This window comes from Hymenobacter endophyticus (genome assembly GCF_032464715.1).
Classification (GTDB): domain Bacteria; phylum Bacteroidota; class Bacteroidia; order Cytophagales; family Hymenobacteraceae; genus Hymenobacter; species Hymenobacter endophyticus.
In genome coordinates, this window is the sequence record NZ_JAWDJT010000002.1 from 574,469 (window position 1) to 591,503 (window position 17,035).

The window sequence follows — 17,035 nt, forward strand, 5'->3', positions numbered from 1 at the left end:
CACGGCGGGCCGCGAGGCGACGAAGCGGGCGGGCCGGTTTTTTGGTCGAAAAAAACACCCCCATTGGTCGAAATCCAGACCCGGGCATGCAGCGGACGGCCGGAAAATCCGCCAACTTGGCCCCATGCAACTCCCCTCCTTCCTACCGGCCTCCGACCGGCCCAGCCGCTTCCCACTCGTGTTTGAAGGGCTGGTGTGGGCGCTATACGTGGGCCTGTACAAGTACAATGGGTTCATGGTGGTGTCTATGCAGGCCAGGGGCCACCCCGAATCCAACTTCCCGCATCCGCAGCTGATGCTATTTGCGGTAGCGGCCACGCTCTACATCATTCCCTACTACCGGGGGCTGGTGCCGGCCCTGCTGCGCCGGCGGCGCTACCTGCTGCTGGCCCTGGGCTCGGTGGCATATCTGTGGTGGGGCGTCAAGCTGAACATGGCCCTGGCCCACGGCACGTTTCAGCACATAGCCAGCCCGCCCGAGCTGGCCGCCTACTATCACGCGGGCTACCTGGAGGCCAGTACCAACCTGCTCACCCGGGCCCAGCCGTACATCAGCCTGCTGTTCACCGATTTGCTTACGTTTAGCTGCGTAGCGTTTATGCGGGCCGCTTTTGAGCAGGAATACCGCCGCCGCCACCTCGAAAAAGACCATTTGGCCCTGCAGATGGAGCAGCTCAAGGCCCAGCTGCAGCCCCACTTTCTCTTCAACACCCTTAATAGCATTTACGGCCTCAGCCTGGCGGGCTCCCCCGAAACACCGCGCTTTATTCTGCTGCTCTCGGAGCTGATGCGCTACGTGCTCTATGATAGTGGCAAAGCCCGCATTTCGCTGCCCGAGGAGGTGGCGTTTCTGGAAAACTACTTTGAGCTGGAGCAACGCAAGTACGCCGGAGCCCGGGTAACATTTAGGGCCGTGGGCGAGGCCGGGGGCGTGCAGGTGCCGCCCCTGCTGCTGCTGCCGCTGGTGGAAAACAGCTTCAAGCACGGCCGTCACCACTTCACTGATGCCGCCGCCGTGGAGGCAACCCTCACCACCTCGCCCGGCCGCCTACACTTCCTCATCGAAAACGACCTGCTGCCCGAAGCCCCGGCCGCCTCGGCCAAACGCAGCGGCGGTATTGGCCTGGTGAACATTCGCCAGCGCCTGCACCTGTATTACCCCAACGCCCACGAGCTGCACCTCACCGAGCACAACGGCCGCTACCGCGCCGAGCTCACGCTCCGGATTTAACCGCCCGTCATGCCGCGCAGAAAGAACGTCATGCTGCACAGAACGTCATGCTGAGCGAAGGCGCAGCCGTAGTCGAAGCATCTTTACCGCTTCGTTGCACTACCAGATGCTTACTAATACGGTAGAGCTGCTTCGACTCCGCTCCGCATGACGTTCTGTTTTATCTCATTGCTTCATCATCTCATTATCTCCATCACTCCATCACCTATCCAATGACTACTACGCCTGCCCCCGTTCGTTGCCTGATTGTGGATGACGAGCCGCTGGCTCATCAGGTGCTCACTCAGTTTATTGGCCAGACGCCCGGGCTTACGCTCACGGGTAAGTGCCGCAACGCCATGGAAGCCTACGAGCACCTGGCCCAGCACCCCGTGGACCTGCTGTTTCTGGATATTGAGATGCCGCTGGTAACGGGTCTGAACTTCCTGAAAAGCCTCACCCACCCGCCCAAAACCGTGCTGACTACCGCCTACCGCGAGTACGCCTACGAGGGCTACGAGCTGGATGTGCTGGATTACCTGCTCAAGCCCTTCAGCTACGAGCGGTTTATGAAAGCCGTGGCCCGCCTGCCCGCCACCCAGCCCCCGCCGCCCGCCGACAGCACCGCCGAGAAATACCTGCTGGTGAAGGAGCGCCAGGGTCTGCTGAAAGTCCCGCACCGCGACATCGTGTATGTGGAAGGCTGCAAGGATTACGTGAAAATTACTACGGCCACCAAAAGCTACCTGCTGCACCACACCATGAAGGAAATGGTGGAAGTACTGGGCCAGCCGTTTCTGCGGGTGCACCGCTCGTTCATCGTGGCCGCTGCCCACATCCGTATGCTCCAGCCCGATAACGTGCTGCTGCTGGACAATACGCTGCTGCCCATCGGCAACTCGCACCGAGCCGAGCTGCTGGCCTATTTCAAGAAATAGTGTCTCTTTTGCTTTCCTATTGTCTCCTACTTATTCCCTACTTGTAATGCTACGTCCACTCCACTCTCTGCTGGTGCTGCCTCTGCTATGGGCAGGCACCGCCTTGGCCCAAACGGCACCAGCCTCTTCCATCAACAAGGCCAAGCTCGACAGCCTGCTTACCATTCTGGATACCAACCACAAGCTGGCCGGTAGCCTGCAGCTGACCCAGAATGGGCAGGTGGTGTATAGCCGCGCCATTGGACCCGAGCAGGCGGGCGTACCGGCTACTACCGCCACGCACTACCGCATTGGCAGCATCAGCAAAACGTTCACGGCCACGATGGTGATGCAGCTGGTGGAAGAAGGCAAGCTGAAGCTGAATGCCCCTATTGCCACCTGGTTTCCGACGCTGCCCAACGCCGCTACCATCACCGTCGACCACCTGCTGCACCACCGCAGCGGCCTCTTCGATTTCACGCACGACCCGGCCTATGTGCAGTACATGACCCAGCCCAAAACCCAGGCCGAGCTGCTGGCCATCATCAGTGCCCAGCCCGTGGAGTTTGCGCCCGGAGCCAAGTACGCGTATAACAACTCCAACTATGTGGTACTGAGCTACTTGGTAGAGAAACTCACCAAGCAGCCCTATGCCCAGGCCCTACAAAAGCGCATTGCCGACAAGCTGGGCCTGAAAGACACTTACTACGGGAGCCGCATCGACAGCAAAAAGCACGAAGCTGCCTCGTTTATGTGGGATGGGGCTACCTGGCAGGTACAGCGGGAAACCGATATGAGCATTCCCAGCGGGGCCGGGGCCATTACCTCCACCCCCGCCGACCTCACGCGCTTCATTGAAGGCCTGTACGCGGGCAAGCTGGTGAAGCCGGCCACCCTACAGCTCATGCAGACGCTGCAGGATGGCTACGGCAAAGGGTTGAGCCTGATACCGTTCGGCAGCAAACAGGGCTTCGGCCACTTCGGCAGCATCGACGGGTACCGCTCAGCCCTTACCTACTTCCCTGCCGATAAGCTCACTATTGCCTACTGCGGGAACGGAGTGGCCAGTGGCTATAGCGTGAATGATCTGGTAATCGGGGCTCTGGCTATCTACTTCAACAAGCCCTACCCCCTACCCGATTTCAGCGGGCCTACCCTCACGGCGGCCGAGCTTAGTGGCTTCGTGGGTGAGTATGCCAGTTCCCAGATGCCGCTTAAAATCAGCATTATGGCCGCCCAGAACACGCTTGTGGCCCAGGCTACCGGCCAGAGTCCTTTCCCGCTCACGGCCAAATCCAAAACCACGTTCGTGTACAGCACCGCCGGCATTACGATGGAGTTTGATGCGGTGGCTCACACCTTTATGCTGCATCAGGGAGCCAATCACTTCCTGTTTACCCGCCAGTAGCCAGCAGCCATTCTGAAAATGCCAAACGGCCCCACCCGGAAAATCCGGGTGGGGCCGTTGTGGTAAGTGGCAATGGCAGGAAGCTTATTTCTTCACTTTCACCTGTCCGTCGTCGGCGTCGCGCTTCACTTTGGTACCGTTGGGGTACTCCACTTTCGTGTCGCCGTCTTTGTCAATTTTTACGGTTTTGCCGTTGGCGTACTCAATCTTGGTTTCGCCGTTTTTCTTCTTGTCGTACTTCACAATGGCCGGGCCTTTAGGGCGGGCGGGCGGGGTTTCGCGGGTAGTAACTACCGTGGTAGCCGTGTAGGGCGTGCCATCGTAGTAGGTGCCGCGGTTGGAGGCGTAGGTGTTGTACTGGGGCTCCGATACGTAGGTCTTCACCTGGCGGTCGGTTTCGTCGTTCACCTGGCGCAAGGCGGCGTAGCGGCCGGTCGTGTCGGTGGTGTAGCGGGTGTTTACTTCGTTGAGGCGACGGCCCCGGGTGTAGTAGGTGTTGGTTACCTGGGTTACTACCACCGTATCGGTCAGTTTCAGGTCGTCGGCAATGCGGGCGGCAAGGCGGTCGGCCTCGGTGCGGTAGGCAGCCGTATCGGTGGCCATATTGGCATCGTCCACTACCACAGCCGTATCGGCGGCGGGGGTGGTAGCGGCATCTACAGCGGCGGGCTTATCCTGGGTGCAGGAAGCTACAGCCAGGGTAGCGGCGGCAGAAAGTAAGAGCAGGGACTTATTCATGTGCTTGTCAGAGTAAAGTACGCAGCAACCCGCGCTATATAGCAGATTGCAAAGGGTTGGGGCTGATACGGCGCAGCTTTGGCAGGGGTTGCGGCTGAGGTGGCTGTAAAAAGTAGCTGCCCAGGCAACGGTTGGTCCAGCCCCGGCATCTGCCCGATATCAGGGCTTTCATCCTCCACTTCTTCCCATCTTCCCCATGAAAACGTTCTTCCTCTCCGCTTTTGCCAGTACCGTTACCCTCCTGGCAGCCGGCCCGGAGGCCCAGGCCCAGCAGCTGCGCCCGGTTAGCGGGTTTCAGCAGCTGAAAGCCAGCGGCGCCATTGATGTATATATCAAGCAGGGCAGCACCACCGAAGTACGGGTAGAGGCGGAGCCCGATGTGCTTACGCACGTACACACGGAGGTGAAGGGCGCTACCCTGCTCATGTACCGCGACCAGGGCCTGTCGTCGTTGCTGTCCAACAAGAAAGTAAGCGTGTATATCACCTGCCCCACACTTACCGGCGTGGAAGTAAGCGGGGCTAGTGACGTGAAAAGCGAAACCACCTTTACGGCCGATACCTTCACCATCCGGGCCAGCGGGGCCTCCGATGTGACCATGCGCCTGAACGTGAAAACCCTCACGGCCACCGCCAGCGGGGCCAGCGACCTGCGCCTGACAGGCCAGGCCGAGCGCCAGCAGATTACCATCAGCGGTAGCAGCGACTACAAGGGCTACGAGTTGCAGAGCCGCACGGCCAGCGTACAGGCCAGTGGCGCCTCCGATGCCTACGTAGCCGTAACCGACGAGCTGCAAAGCCGCGCTTCCGGTGCCAGCGACGTACATTACAAAGGCAAACCCCGCCTCACCCGGTAGTCACCATTTCCTTCTTGCAAAGGCCCGGCGGACTGATCTGTCGGGCCTTTTTCGTGGGAGCAGGGAAGCGGCCCAGCCGGAACGCGGTACCTTTGCCCCCATGACTGCGCACCGCCACTTCCTGCTATACAAGCCCTACGGCTACCTCAGCCAGTTTATGAGCAACTGTGCCCGGGAGGCCCGCAAGAAGAAATTTCTGGGAACCCTGCACGATTTTCCGGCGGAAACCATGGCCGTGGGTCGCCTCGATGAGCACAGTGAAGGCTTGCTGCTGCTTACCACCGATGGCCGGGTAAGTGAGCAGATTCGCCGTAAGGACGTGGAGAAAGAATACTATGCTCAGGTAGACGGCATTCCCACCGACGAGGCCATCACGCAGCTGGAGGCCGGCATTGAAATTGCGCACCGTAGCGTGCTCTACCACACCTTGCCAGCCCGGGTGCGGCGGCTGGCCACTGACCCAAACCTACCGGCCCGGGGCCAGAAAATCCGCGACGAGCGGCACGGCCCTACCAGTTGGGTCAGCATCATTGTAACGGAGGGCAAATTCCGGCAGGTGCGCAAGATGACGGCTGCCGCGGGCTACCCTACCTTACGTTTAGTGCGGGTGCGGGTGGGTAACGTCTGGCTCACGGATATGCAACCCGGCGAAGTGCGAGAGGTAGCGGAATTTCCGGTAATGAATACGGCGGAGCAACCCCCCAACAATGGGCGCTGAACAAGCAGAAATATTGCCGTTTTTAGAGTACCTTTACTGCCTTTCTTAGCACATCTGCTACTGCTTTCAGCACCGGCCACCCACTCCGGCACTTTCTCTAAGCCGGCGATTCTCTGCTTTGGTAGTACCCGGCCGCTACACCCAGCGGCTCGTACCAACAGAATAGTATCCGCCCGGAACCTTGTCGGGCTCCGGATTGTCCTATTCTGGTTACGCTTCATTATACTCCGCTGACCGCACCTGTTTGTTAGGGCGGCCACTTACTTTGACTAAAACACTCGAATGGGTAGATCACAAGCCACCTTCGGCAAGAGGGAAAATGAAAAGAAACGCCTGAAAAAACGTCAGGACAAGGAAGAGAAGAAAGAAGAGCGCCAGGCCAACGCCAAGAAAGGCCAGGGCCTCGACGAGATGATGGCCTACGTAGATGAGTTTGGCAACATCAGCTCCACTCCTCCCGATCCGAACCGGAAAAAGCAGGAGATTAAGCTGGAGGATATTCAGCTGGGTGCCGCCCGCGTTGTGGAGTCCGATGAGGACCCCATCCGGACTGGTACGGTTACGTTCTTCAACGAATCGAAGGGCTACGGCTTTATTAAGGACAAGGCTACCGGCGAGAGCGTATTCGTGCACGTGAACCAGGTACAAACCTCGGCTCCCCTCAAGGAAAACGACAAAGTAGTTTTTGAGGTGGAAATGGGTCAGAAAGGCCCTAGCGCCGTGGGTGTGAAACTAGCTCCTACCGCATAAGCTCTACCGCTACATTCCGCTTGTATAGCAAGACGACGGCCGCTCCGGAAGGAGGGGCCGTCGTCTTGTTTAGCGGCGGCGGGTGGTGCCCGGCCCAGTGACTTGCGCCCTTATCAGGCCGCGGTTGAGCGTGACGCACATGGCTTGTTTGAGTTTTGCGCTGCTGCCCGTGTGCGCAGTGGGCCGGTTGTTGGCAAACCCCTATTTTGCGTGCTAGTGCAATGCAATAGTTTATTTCATGCTCCCTCTATCGTTCCGGGCGTTTCTCTATGGCTTCCTGCTTAGCCTGTTATCCGCTGTGGCCCACGCCCAAACGGCGCCGTCCGAGCCCGGCCTCAGCGCCTTTTACGACCAGTTGAACGCCTACCGCACGGCCCGCTACCAGCCACTCCCCGACCTGGAAGCCCTGCAACTGCCAGCTACCTTTTCGGGGGCTGAGCTGAAGGCCCTGCGCCTGCAGGAGCGCCATATTGTACGCATTGACTTAGTATACACGGCCTTCCGACTGAACCCCAGCTTCAACCAGCGCCAGCTTAACCTGAGCCGCATCCGCAACCTGGCTGCCGCCGTGCCGGGGCTGTTGCAGGATGAATCGGTGACGTGGACGCTGGTGGAGCAGACCGGCTGCAATAGCCCCACCGAGTGCCAGCCGTTTTTTCATGGGTTTGTGGTGTACGTGGCCCGGCACGCCACCGCCGCCACCAGCCGCGCCGACCTCGACAGCCTCACCCGCAAGCTACGGGTGCTGGATAAGAAGCGGCCCAAAGCCAGTAAGAAGTCCCAGGGCAAGAAGGTGGCCTGCAACCTGCCCGGCTCCCGCTACACCAACCGGCAGATGGCCCGCAGCCTGCGCCGCCTGTATAAGTGCCCCCAGCGTGAGGCCCAACTAGTGAAGTTTCAGCTGACAGTGGACGCCCGCGGCACCGTGCAGAAGGTGAAACTCCTGCCCACCGCCCGGCCCGTGTGCGTGGCCGAGCTGGAAGACGCCATTCGGCAAAGCGTGGCCTTTACCACCGGCTTCCCGATTGATAGGAAGATGTTTCCGTTTCTGGCTACCGGGGCTATCCGGCTGCCCATTGGGCCGCTGCAGCTGCTGGGCCCGGCCGATATGGGCTTCACCCACTTTGCCCTGCCCGACTCGGCTGCCCGGCTATACCGGGTATTTCTCAAGCACAAGAACAAGCAGCACAAAAACGACTACTGCGAGGCGCGCATCACCAAAAAAGGCGAGCTGCTGGCCGCCGCCGACACCGCCGCCTCGGAGCTGGCCCTGCCGCCCGATGCAGGCGTGGTGAGCCGGGTGCTGCAGCGCCACCCCGAGTGGAGCAAGGAAGTGGTGGTGACGGACGTAACCGGCAGCATGTTCCCCTACACCTACGATTTGCTGGCTTGGCTGCAGCTCAGCGCCCTCGAAGACGAGAAAACCTTTGTGTTCTTCAACGACGGCAACGACCAGCCCGACAAAGACAAGCGCGTGGGCAAAACCGGCGGCCTCTATCACGTGAAAACCGACAGCTACGAGGCCATCAAGAACAAGCTCATTGAAACCATGAAGGCCGGTGGGGGCGGCGACGCGCCCGAAAACGACGCTGAGGCCCTGCTCTACGCCCAACAGCTGGCCGCCGCCCCCGACTCGGCCGAGCTCATCCTGCTAGCCGACAACTACACCTTCCCCCGCGACGCCAAGCTGCTCAAAAACACCACCGCCCACGTGCGCATCATCCTCTGCGGCGTCCGCGACTACATCAACCCGCGCTACCTCGCCCTAGCCCGCAAGCACGGCTTCACCCTCCACACCATCGAGGGCGACATCGAGAACCTAAGCAAGCTGCTGGAAGGCGAAACCATCACCATCCAGGGCCAGCAGTACCAAGTGACGAAGGACGGGTTTAAGCTGATGCAGAAGACGTGAGAATTGAGCTAAGCTACTCTTTGCTATTCTCCCCACCCTTTCAGTTCATCAACCTGCAGCTGACTCTTGCTTTGCGTTGAGTCTGGCAACTGACCATGGATAGAGTACGCACGAGAGGATAAACGACGGCCAGCGTAGGTAATAAGGAACTTCTCAGAGCCACGTACTGCTTCTAACCACTTATCATTTTCTCGCACAAGATTCAGGGCATCGTATTGAATCGGTACAACTGTGTTTCCCCGCCGGTCAATGATTCCCCATTTGCCGCCGCGCCACACCATATGCTCGGTTTCATCCGGGAACCGCGGTTTGAGGTGACTACCTTGCCCAACAATGCTGTGCCCATGGTTAAAAGGATAAGCAATGGTAAATCGGGCAGGTATTTTTATTCGGCCTCGTCGGTTGGCAAAACCTACCTGTGCACTATCGTTGGTGTAGCGCATTAAACCTTGCTGCACGTAATCCGGTCCATTATCAAAGTAAAATGCGCGCACCGTTTGTCGACCCCAAGCGTTTACCAACCACGGCAGCCCCCGCCGAGTAGAATCCAGCGCTTCAACCAGTTGCTTTCGGGGCATGGGCTTCGGACTATCAGGTTCTGGGTTTTCGTATGTGCTTTTATAAGGTCCACCTACTATACGACCAGTCTGGCGGTCTTGGAAGTAGTATCTGCCCTCCTTATTTTCTACCATCAGCGGACGAGCGGGGCGGCAAGCCACAAATCCAATAATTGCCAAGCAGCTAATCAGGTTCCGATACATCCATGTATATAAGTTATTTAGCGAATTAACGCCGATGCAATACATTTCTTGTTCTACAGCTTTTCTACAAAAAATGGTCAGAGCCGCTTAAAAGCAACTCTGACCATTTTTTGTGCGCCGTTAAAAGCAGGAATTACATGTGAATCGCCCGGTTCTCGGTAGCCGCTAAGCACGCTTCCTTCATAGCCTCGGCGTAGGTGGGGTGGGCGTGGCTCATGCGGGCTACATCCTCGGCGGAGGCGCGGAACTCCATGGCCGTTACGGCTTCGGCAATAAGGTCGGCGATGCGCGGGCCAATCATGTGCACGCCCAGGATTTCGTCGGTTTCCTTGTCGGCCAGCACCTTCACGAAGCCGTCGAGGTCCATGGAGGCGCGGGCGCGGCCCGAGGCGCGGAAGGGGAAGGAACCGGTTTTGTAAGCCTTACCCTGCTCCTTCAGCTGCTCTTCGGTATAGCCCACGCCGGCCACTTCCGGCCAGGTGTACACTACCCCCGGGATGAGCAGGTAATTGATGTGTGGCTTCTGGCCCACAATGGTTTCAGCCACGAACACGCCTTCTTCCTCCGCCTTATGGGCCAGCATGGCGCCGCGCACCACGTCGCCGATGGCGTAGATGCCGGGCACGTTGGTTTGCAGGTGCTCGTCTACCTTGATGCGGCCCCGCTCTTCCATCTGCACACCAGCCGCTTCCAGGTTCAGACCGGCAGTGTAGGGCACGCGGCCCACGGCTACCAGGCAGTAGTCGCCTTCAAACTTCACTTCCTCCCCTTTCGGGTTGGTGGCGGTTACGGTCACAGCGTCGCCCTCGCGGGTAGCGCCGGTTACTTTGTGGCTCAGGAAGAACTCAATCCCAATTTTGCCCAGAATGCGCTTCAGCTCTTTGCCCAGGCCGCGGTCCATAGTCGGAATGAGTGAGTCCATGAACTCCACCACCGATACTTTCGCGCCGAGGCGGGCGTATACCGACGCCATTTCCAGCCCGATTACGCCGCCGCCAATTACAATCATGTGCTTGGGCACTTCGCGGATGTTCAGGGCCTCGGTGCTGGTGATGATGCGCTGCTTATCCTGCTGGATGAAGGGCAATACGGTGGGCTTGGAACCGGTGGCAATGATGACGTTTTTCGTCTCAATCTGCTGTTCCTCCCCGCCCCCGGTGGGCTGAATTTTGATGTGATTTTTATCCACGAACGAACCCACGCCCTTGATGACGTCGATTTTGTTCTTTTTCATCAAGAACTGAATCCCGTCGGTATTGGCCTTCACCACCCCGTTTTTGCGGTCGATGAGCTGGTTCATGTTGATCTGCAGGTCGCTCAGCTCAATGCCGTGCTCCTTGAAGGTGTGGCCGGCATTGTGGAAGTGCTCCGTGGAGTCGAGCAGGGCCTTGCTGGGGATGCAGCCCACGTTGAGGCAGGTGCCGCCCAGGGTATCGTACTTCTCGATGAGGGCCGTTTTGAGGCCGAGCTGGGAGCAGCGGATGGCCGCTACATAACCGCCGGGGCCGGAGCCGATAACGGTAACGTCGTATTGGTTCATGCTAGGGTGAATTCGGTGAGAATCAACTAAGCGCGAAGGTACGGATGGTGAAGTTGTGAAGTAGGGAAATTGTGAAGTTGTGTTGGTCGAACATCCATACAGGTGGAAGGCGCACATTTTCAACCACGTTGCGAACTAGAGCTATGAGCTAGTTCCCCTCCTTGGAAAGGAGGGGCTAGGGGTGGTTGATCTTGCATGAGAACGTCAACTAAAAACTAATTCTAAAAACCGTGCAGCTATTGTCAACCACCCCTAGCCCCTCCTTTCCAAGGAGGGGAACTAGCTCATAGCTCTAGTTCGCAACGTGGACTCCTTTTCCTCAAACCACATACACGCCAAACGGCTCCCCTGCCGGCCACTGCCAGCGGGGGAGCCGTTACAACGACAGGGCAAACCGGGGGGCTGCTGGTACGGGCCGGCAGCTCCGGGAAGCAGGCCCGGGCAAAGGCCGGGCCTCTCTGTCTGAGTTTCCGAGGGGCCGAGGCCTTTGGGAAAGAGCGAAGCGCCGCCTCACTTCCGGGCCGCCCGAACGGCTCCCCTGCAGCTACCCAGGCGGCGTTGCAGCAGCACTTCGCGTTAGGCCGCGCGCAGAGCCGGCGCCGTTTCCAGCTGCTCGGCCAGCGTGCGAAGAATGTTCCGCGCCAGCGCCAGGTTGGTTGTTTGGGCATCCACGACTAGGGCAATCAGCTGCTCGCCGGTGCTGGTGAGGCGGAGCAGGTGCAGCTGGCTGGACAGCGTAATCAGGATATCCTGCATCTGCTCATCGGCCAGGCCCAGGGCCGCCAGCGCCTCGTGCTTGCGCTGCACCAGGCCTACCTGAAACCGGGCTGCCGTGGACCAATCGAGGGCAGGAGTGGCTGAATGTGCCGCCAGGCTGATGCCCGAAGCCATATCGATTACCGTTACCGCCAGGGCCAGCGGCAGCTCCAGGCGAAGCTGATTAACCAGCTCGGTTGCTTGCCGGGCCAGCGCCTGGCGGCGCTTATGCAGGGCTGGTTGCCGGGTAGCTTTCTTTCGGTATGATTTGGGCTTCACGCGGAGAAAAAAAGGACGAACGAATACAACGCGCCGCTGACAGGAGGGCGGCCAGTGGAACGGGAGGAAAGCAGTGCGGCCGTTTTGAAGCTGGGCGGCGCGCACAGCTCCGCGTTGCTCAACAACAGGACGCGGATACGCTTCTCTCTACACCGTTCCGACAGGCAAGCCGCCAGAGCACATACTAGTTAGAACTGCCACCAGTGGCGTTTGCCGGCTTTGGCGCGCGGGTGCAGGGTTACGTCGGCTTTACCGGTTGTTTTCACCCCTACTTGCGCATCCTGGTAGCCCGCGTAGCCGTAGTGCAGGGCCGTGGTACCCACCGGAACCTGCAGCACGTACTCGCCCTGGGCGTTGGTAGAGGCGCCCCGGTAGCTGCCGGGCTGCAATACGGTAGCCCCAATCAGCGGGTCGCCGTTTTCGTTCAGGATGCGGCCGCGCACGGTAACCATGGCGCGGGCACTGCTGGCTTCGGCGCTGGCCAAGGTGGCTTCGGCTAGCTCAACGGGCGTGGCTATAGCTTCCACGGGGGTGTTATCGGCCAGCGGAGTCCGCTCGGAGGGCAGGCGCGTACCGGCAAATACCATGGTACCCACCAGTACGGCCGAGGCTACCAGGCCGGTAGCGCGGCGGCGGAAGCGCACAGGCTCGGTGCGGATATACAACAACTGTTTCTGCACCCAGGTAGGGGCCGTTTCGGCTTCCTCGGTAGCGCGCAGGTCCTGCCAGCGCGTGAGAGTTTCGTGGGCCTGGCCGGCGTCGCGGTGCAGGTAGGCTTCCACGGCTTTAGCGGAAGCTTTGCTCAGGTCGCCGCGCAGGTAGGCGTCGCGGTACACTGGCAGCAGCTCGCCGGTAGTGGGGTTGAAGGGAGAAGCAGTAAGTTTCATACAAGCAGTAGTGGGTAAGGGGTGAGAAAAGAAACAACTGCCTGAGAACGGGTGCCACCTCTACCGCATCATGGTTCGCAGGTGCGCATTACCTCCCGGGCAATACCTAAGTTGGTGTCTCGGCAATCCACGGCCACGTACAAAAACCGTTGCCCATCGGGCAGGAGCCGCAGCAAGTGCAGTTGGGTACGCAGGGTAATCAGGAGTTCCGTGAGCTGCTCATCGGGGGGGAGTTGCAGGGCCCGCATGGCCTGCTGCTGCTGCCGGATTACCTCGGCGTTGAACCCAATAATTTTGGCCGGATTAAACTCCCGGGCCGTGGTATAAGAAGCCAGCAGCTGGCCCGTAGATATCTGACCCACGGCAGCGGCCAGCATTTCAGGAAGCCCGTGCAGTACGTGCTGCAGCAGTTGCTCAGCCGCCGCGCGTACGGGCCCGGTTGGGGCCACGCCCACAATCTTGTTGATGGGCGGACCGGTAAGCGTTTGAAGTTGATTCAGGAAAGGAATCTGCATAAAAAAGGCCACCAAAAGCGTTGCGTACCAGCCGCCCGCTCCCGGCCGAGCCGGTGTATGGCCGAAGCATCGGCTGCCCGGGCCAGGGAGCCCAGGCCCGGCTCTACCGGGGCAGCCACCAGGGGGTGTGCTGCCCCGGTAAAGGGAGCCGCAGCCGCTTACTAGTTCAGAGCCGGCGCGTGGCTGCGCAGCACTTCCCGGGCAATGGCCAGGTTGGTATCCCGTGAGTTCACCACCAGGTAGATGAACTTGTTGTTTTCGGTGATTTTCAGCAGATGAATCTGATTTGACAGCGTAATCAGAATGTCCTCGATTACTTCGCCGGTGAGCTTGAGGGCGGCCATAGCCTTCTGCTTCTGCTTTACCACCTCGGTGTTGTAAGCGGCCGCCGTATCGGGGTTGATGCTGGGCGAGTTGGTGTGCGAAGCCAGGCTCATGCCGGAGGTAGTGTCTACCACGGCCACGGCCACCAGGCCGGGCAGGTCATTGATGATTTCTTGTACTACTTTGCCAGCGGCGTTGTTCGTAGAGTAAGCCATGATACAGGGGGGGGGAAATGAAACTGTGTGGAAGTGAAAAGCCACCACTGCCCCGCGCTGCTGTTACCCTTCCTGCTCTGCCGGCCCACGCGTTGACCTTCAGGTACTGGATATAGAGTTAGTGCAAGCGCAAAAGACAGCTACTTGCCCGGTCGGGTTAACCGACTGAAAAACAAGCTGACTTGCTCTACAAAACTCCTCCATTCCTCCTCGAAAAGAAATGATGCAGATCAACTAATAAAATGATTGTAATCAAACTTTTCCCAGCTCACACCATGCGGGAACCCATATTGGGATATAAATAATACTATTTCAGCAAGCTTACTCACAACTTGGGTAAAAACAAAGCTCCCCAGGTAGTTTTCACTGCCTGGGGAGGTACGGAGAAGGGCAAAATCCGGTTTTGGCGAAGCTGCTTTTTAATTGTACATACTAGCCAACTGATTCAGCTTGGGCTGCGAAAGTACCGTGATGCGGCTACCCTGCGTGGCTACCAGGCCTTCATCCCGAAACTCGGAAAGCAGGCGGCTGGCGGTTTCCTTGGTAGTGCCGGTCAGGGCCGCTAAGTCCTCGCGCGAAACCGGAATGCTGAAGGGCGTATCGGTGTTGGGCTGAAAGGCTTGGTACAGGAGCAGCAGAGCCTCGGCCAGCCGCTCCCGCACGGGTTTGTAGGCCGCGTGCAGCAGGCGCTCCTCGGCCTCGCCCAGGTTGCGGGCCATCAGGCGCAGCAGGGAGTTTGAGAACTGCGAGTTCTGCTCCAGCAAGCTGAAAAAATCGGGGCGCGGAATCAGGCACACCACGCAGTCGGTGAGGGCGGTAGCGGCAGTGGTGCACACCTGCCCCATCATCAGGGAGCGGTAACACAGCACGTCACCCTCGCGGGCCAGCCGGATGATTTGCTCTTTGCCATCGGCGCTTAGCTTGGAAATCTTCACCTTGCCCTGGTACACGCAGTACAGCCCCACGGTGCGGCTACCCTGCTGGAAAATTACCTGGCCTTTGCTGTACGCCTGGTGGAGCTTACCCCCAGCCACCAACGACAGCTCCGCGTGCTGGCAGGCTCCCAGCAGGGAGCGTTCAAAGTTAGGGCAAGCCTCACACGTGAGCGGAACGGAGGGCGCTACCATACTTGTAACAGGATTGCAGAAAGCACAGCTGGCAAAGCCTTTGAACAGCTTATCAATGCACCTTCTCTATTGTAGAATAATACCATTTTTCTTCACAACTCATTCAACGCAATACGAAACCATTCACACCAGCAGGAAAAGCATCTAGATTCAGCCAGCTAATTAAAGAATGATTAAAACGCATCAAATATACACTTTCAGTAATTATAAAGTTCTTTATGAGTACGAATTCAACCCGGTGGTCGCGACTATTAAATTTCCCAAAATGAACGATACAGTAGCAAAATAAGACAATTCTCTGCCTATTATTCAGCCAGCACCCCAATATAATAATTCTGCGTATCCACTTCCATGTTCTCGCGTGTCAGATTGGGAATAGGTAACGGTTGAAACTTGGTTGACACGGGCACTAATTGGTAGTTACCACCTTTGGCTCGTAGGCGCACGGGCAGGCTGAACCCGGCTTCACTGGCAATCCAGCGGGCTTGGGCCAGGCCGGTAGCTGCCCAGCGCACCTCCAGTACCGGCAGGCCCGGGTAGCGCAGGTACTGGTTGAACACTGGCGTCAGGTCCTGGCCGATCTGCTGATTGAAGTAGCCAATGACCTGCTCCGTAGTAATGGTTTGATGGAAGAACTGCTTGTTGAGGCCCCGCAGCAGCTCCCGCCACTTGGCATCATCGGGCACATAAGCCGTCCGGATCATATTGAGCAGGTTACTGCCTTTGTCGTACATATCGGAGGATCCCTCCCGGTTTACGCCGTAGGTACCGATGATGGGGGCATCGTTCTGGATGTTGCGGCGCTGCCCGTGGATGTACTGCTGGGCCGCCTCTTTGCCGAACTGGCTTTCCACGAACAGGGCCTCGGAGTAGGTGGTAAACGACTCATGAATCCACATATCGGCAATATCCTGGCTGGTGAGGCTGTTGCCAAACCACTCGTGGCCGCTTTCGTGAATGATGATGAAGTCCCACTTGTCGCCCCAGCCCGTGCCCGACCGGTCGCGGCCCAGGTAGCCATTCTGGTACTTATTGCCGTAGGCCACGGCACTCTGGTGCTCCATGCCCAAGTGAGGCGCGTCAATGAGCTTGTAGCCATCCTTGTAAAAAGGGTAAGGACCAAACCACGACTCCAGGCTTTTGAGCATAGGCTTTACGTTGGCGGCAAACTGGGTTTTGGCTTTGGCCAGGTTTTCGGGCAGCACCCAATAATCCAGCGTGAGGCGGCCTTGCTCCCCCTGGTACTCATCACCGAAGTGCACGAAGTCGCCCACGTTCAGGGCCACATCGTAGTTATTGATGGGGTTGCCCACAAACCAGTCGAAGCGGGTGGCGCCGCCTTTCAGGGCCGTGGTGCGGCGCAGGCGGCCGTTGGATATGTCTTTGAGGCCCTTAGGTACCGTTACGCTGATCAGCATAGAATCTACCTCATCAACCTGCTGGTCTTTGCAAGGCCACCAGATGCTGGCACCCACACCCTGGCAGGCCGAGGCTACCCAGGGCTTACCTTTGACATCCTGGGCGTACACCAAGCCCCCATCCCAGGGAGCCTGTTTGGCCTCGGTGGGCTGGCCGGAGTAGAACACGGTGAAGGCCGATTGGCTGCCCTTCTGAATTACCGCCGGAAACGTGACGAACACGGCGTTGGCCTCGCGGGTGAAGGGCAGCGGCTTGTTCTGGTACTCCACCTTCTCCACTTTCAGATTGGCAAACAAATCGAACTGCAGGCGGCTGAAATCCTGAGTGGCCGTGAAGCGGAACTCGTTGGAGCCGCGCAGGGCCTTGCGGGCGGGGTCTACCTGCACATCGAGGTGGTAGTAGTTCAGGTCGTAGCAGGTGCGCAGGGCCGACTGATACCCCCGCAGCGAATCGGCACGGGAGTAAGCGGCTTTGGGTTGCAGAAGCTGGGCCTGGGCAGTGGTTAGCAGGCTGGTGAAAATCACGCTGAGAAGAAAACGCACGGCAATACTCACGTTGGGTACAAAGCAAAGAACGGCAGCCCGGGCGAAACGCTGCACTAGCGGCAGTTTTTCAGACCAGCTACCGTATTAGAATGAAGAGCAGCCTGAGGCCAGGAAATGGGGGTTTATTACTACTTTTCCCAAGCTGAACCGTGGTGCTC

16 protein-coding genes are annotated in these 17,035 nt (G+C 58.7%); 7 read left to right on the forward strand and 9 right to left on the reverse strand.

What is annotated here, in order from left to right; genetic code table 11:
• Nucleotides 1-124: 124 nt before the first annotated feature.
• The 3 genes from ROI90_RS04835 (at nt 125) to ROI90_RS04845 (ending at nt 3,535) form a co-directional block, all read left to right on the forward strand.
• The gene (locus ROI90_RS04835; RefSeq protein WP_315997202.1) at nt 125-1,231 is read left to right on the forward strand and encodes a sensor histidine kinase; all 1,107 of its coding nucleotides are present in this window, start codon (nt 125-127) and stop codon (nt 1,229-1,231) included.
• A 212-nt stretch (nt 1,232-1,443) separates the two neighbouring features.
• Nucleotides 1,444-2,148 carry a LytR/AlgR family response regulator transcription factor gene (locus tag ROI90_RS04840; protein WP_315997203.1) on the forward strand — a complete coding sequence of 235 codons (705 nt, stop codon included), beginning with the start codon at nt 1,444-1,446 and terminating at the stop codon, nt 2,146-2,148.
• A gap of 46 nt (nt 2,149-2,194) precedes the next feature.
• Entirely contained in the window at nt 2,195-3,535 is a 1,341-nt protein-coding gene (locus tag ROI90_RS04845) for a serine hydrolase domain-containing protein (RefSeq protein WP_315997204.1), read from the forward strand.
• Nucleotides 3,536-3,619: 84 nt separating this feature from the next.
• Here the strand turns inward: ROI90_RS04845 and ROI90_RS04850 are convergent, their stop codons facing one another.
• Nucleotides 3,620-4,273 (reverse strand): T-complex 10 C-terminal domain-containing protein, encoded by a 654-nt coding sequence (locus ROI90_RS04850; protein ID WP_315997205.1) that lies wholly within the window; start codon nt 4,271-4,273, stop codon nt 3,620-3,622.
• Nucleotides 4,274-4,469: 196 nt separating this feature from the next.
• Here ROI90_RS04850 and ROI90_RS04855 point away from each other — a divergent pair, with 196 nt between their 5' ends.
• From ROI90_RS04855 to ROI90_RS04870, 4 genes are all read left to right on the forward strand, one after another.
• Entirely contained in the window at nt 4,470-5,129 is a 660-nt protein-coding gene (locus ROI90_RS04855) for a head GIN domain-containing protein (protein WP_315997206.1), read from the forward strand.
• 100 nt (nt 5,130-5,229) lie between these two features.
• Nucleotides 5,230-5,847, forward strand: coding sequence for a pseudouridine synthase (locus tag ROI90_RS04860; protein WP_315997207.1), 618 nt, complete (start codon nt 5,230-5,232; stop codon nt 5,845-5,847).
• 282 nt (nt 5,848-6,129) lie between these two features.
• Entirely contained in the window at nt 6,130-6,597 is a 468-nt protein-coding gene (locus ROI90_RS04865) for a cold-shock protein (protein WP_315997208.1), read from the forward strand.
• A gap of 238 nt (nt 6,598-6,835) precedes the next feature.
• On the forward strand, nt 6,836-8,509 hold the full coding sequence (locus ROI90_RS04870) for a hypothetical protein (RefSeq protein ID WP_315997209.1): 1,674 nt from the start codon (nt 6,836-6,838) through the stop codon (nt 8,507-8,509).
• Nucleotides 8,510-8,532: 23 nt separating this feature from the next.
• Here the strand turns inward: ROI90_RS04870 and ROI90_RS04875 are convergent, their stop codons facing one another.
• The 8 genes from ROI90_RS04875 to ROI90_RS04910 all read right to left on the reverse strand — a co-directional run bounded on the left by ROI90_RS04875 (nt 8,533) and on the right by ROI90_RS04910 (nt 16,874).
• Nucleotides 8,533-9,087 (reverse strand): WG repeat-containing protein, encoded by a 555-nt coding sequence (locus tag ROI90_RS04875; protein WP_315997210.1) that lies wholly within the window; start codon nt 9,085-9,087, stop codon nt 8,533-8,535.
• 316 nt (nt 9,088-9,403) lie between these two features.
• Nucleotides 9,404-10,810 (reverse strand): dihydrolipoyl dehydrogenase, encoded by a 1,407-nt coding sequence (gene lpdA / locus ROI90_RS04880; protein ID WP_315997211.1) that lies wholly within the window; start codon nt 10,808-10,810, stop codon nt 9,404-9,406.
• 576 nt (nt 10,811-11,386) lie between these two features.
• The gene (locus tag ROI90_RS04885; protein ID WP_315997212.1) at nt 11,387-11,845 is read right to left on the reverse strand and encodes a hypothetical protein; all 459 of its coding nucleotides are present in this window, start codon (nt 11,843-11,845) and stop codon (nt 11,387-11,389) included.
• A gap of 188 nt (nt 11,846-12,033) precedes the next feature.
• The gene (locus tag ROI90_RS04890) at nt 12,034-12,732 is read right to left on the reverse strand and encodes a carboxypeptidase-like regulatory domain-containing protein (protein ID WP_315997213.1); all 699 of its coding nucleotides are present in this window, start codon (nt 12,730-12,732) and stop codon (nt 12,034-12,036) included.
• A 68-nt stretch (nt 12,733-12,800) separates the two neighbouring features.
• Nucleotides 12,801-13,247 (reverse strand): hypothetical protein, encoded by a 447-nt coding sequence (locus ROI90_RS04895; protein ID WP_315997214.1) that lies wholly within the window; start codon nt 13,245-13,247, stop codon nt 12,801-12,803.
• A 161-nt stretch (nt 13,248-13,408) separates the two neighbouring features.
• On the reverse strand, nt 13,409-13,786 hold the full coding sequence (locus ROI90_RS04900) for a hypothetical protein (protein ID WP_315997215.1): 378 nt from the start codon (nt 13,784-13,786) through the stop codon (nt 13,409-13,411).
• Nucleotides 13,787-14,205: 419 nt separating this feature from the next.
• Complete coding sequence (locus tag ROI90_RS04905) at nt 14,206-14,913, reverse strand: Crp/Fnr family transcriptional regulator (protein ID WP_315997216.1); 708 nt, start codon at nt 14,911-14,913, stop codon at nt 14,206-14,208.
• A 305-nt stretch (nt 14,914-15,218) separates the two neighbouring features.
• Nucleotides 15,219-16,874, reverse strand: coding sequence for a M1 family metallopeptidase (locus ROI90_RS04910; RefSeq protein ID WP_315997217.1), 1,656 nt, complete (start codon nt 16,872-16,874; stop codon nt 15,219-15,221).
• Nucleotides 16,875-17,035: the final 161 nt, after the last annotated feature.

What these genes read in the sequence shown, in the direction of transcription:
- ROI90_RS04840 (WP_315997203.1), top strand. Translation starts at nt 1,444, where the DNA reads ATGACTACTACGCCTGCCCCCGTTCGTTGCCTGATTGTGGATGACGAG.
- ROI90_RS04905 (WP_315997216.1), bottom strand. Translation starts at nt 14,913, where the DNA reads ATGGTAGCGCCCTCCGTTCCGCTCACGTGTGAGGCTTGCCCTAACTTT.
- ROI90_RS04860 (WP_315997207.1), top strand. Translation starts at nt 5,230, where the DNA reads ATGACTGCGCACCGCCACTTCCTGCTATACAAGCCCTACGGCTACCTC.
- lpdA (WP_315997211.1), bottom strand. Translation starts at nt 10,810, where the DNA reads ATGAACCAATACGACGTTACCGTTATCGGCTCCGGCCCCGGCGGTTAT.
- ROI90_RS04835 (WP_315997202.1), top strand. Translation starts at nt 125, where the DNA reads ATGCAACTCCCCTCCTTCCTACCGGCCTCCGACCGGCCCAGCCGCTTC.
- ROI90_RS04865 (WP_315997208.1), top strand. Translation starts at nt 6,130, where the DNA reads ATGGGTAGATCACAAGCCACCTTCGGCAAGAGGGAAAATGAAAAGAAA.
- ROI90_RS04875 (WP_315997210.1), bottom strand. Translation starts at nt 9,087, where the DNA reads ATGCCCCGAAAGCAACTGGTTGAAGCGCTGGATTCTACTCGGCGGGGG.
- ROI90_RS04890 (WP_315997213.1), bottom strand. Translation starts at nt 12,732, where the DNA reads ATGAAACTTACTGCTTCTCCCTTCAACCCCACTACCGGCGAGCTGCTG.
- ROI90_RS04850 (WP_315997205.1), bottom strand. Translation starts at nt 4,273, where the DNA reads ATGAATAAGTCCCTGCTCTTACTTTCTGCCGCCGCTACCCTGGCTGTA.
- ROI90_RS04870 (WP_315997209.1), top strand. Translation starts at nt 6,836, where the DNA reads ATGCTCCCTCTATCGTTCCGGGCGTTTCTCTATGGCTTCCTGCTTAGC.
- ROI90_RS04855 (WP_315997206.1), top strand. Translation starts at nt 4,470, where the DNA reads ATGAAAACGTTCTTCCTCTCCGCTTTTGCCAGTACCGTTACCCTCCTG.
- ROI90_RS04895 (WP_315997214.1), bottom strand. Translation starts at nt 13,247, where the DNA reads ATGCAGATTCCTTTCCTGAATCAACTTCAAACGCTTACCGGTCCGCCC.
- ROI90_RS04900 (WP_315997215.1), bottom strand. Translation starts at nt 13,786, where the DNA reads ATGGCTTACTCTACGAACAACGCCGCTGGCAAAGTAGTACAAGAAATC.
- ROI90_RS04845 (WP_315997204.1), top strand. Translation starts at nt 2,195, where the DNA reads ATGCTACGTCCACTCCACTCTCTGCTGGTGCTGCCTCTGCTATGGGCA.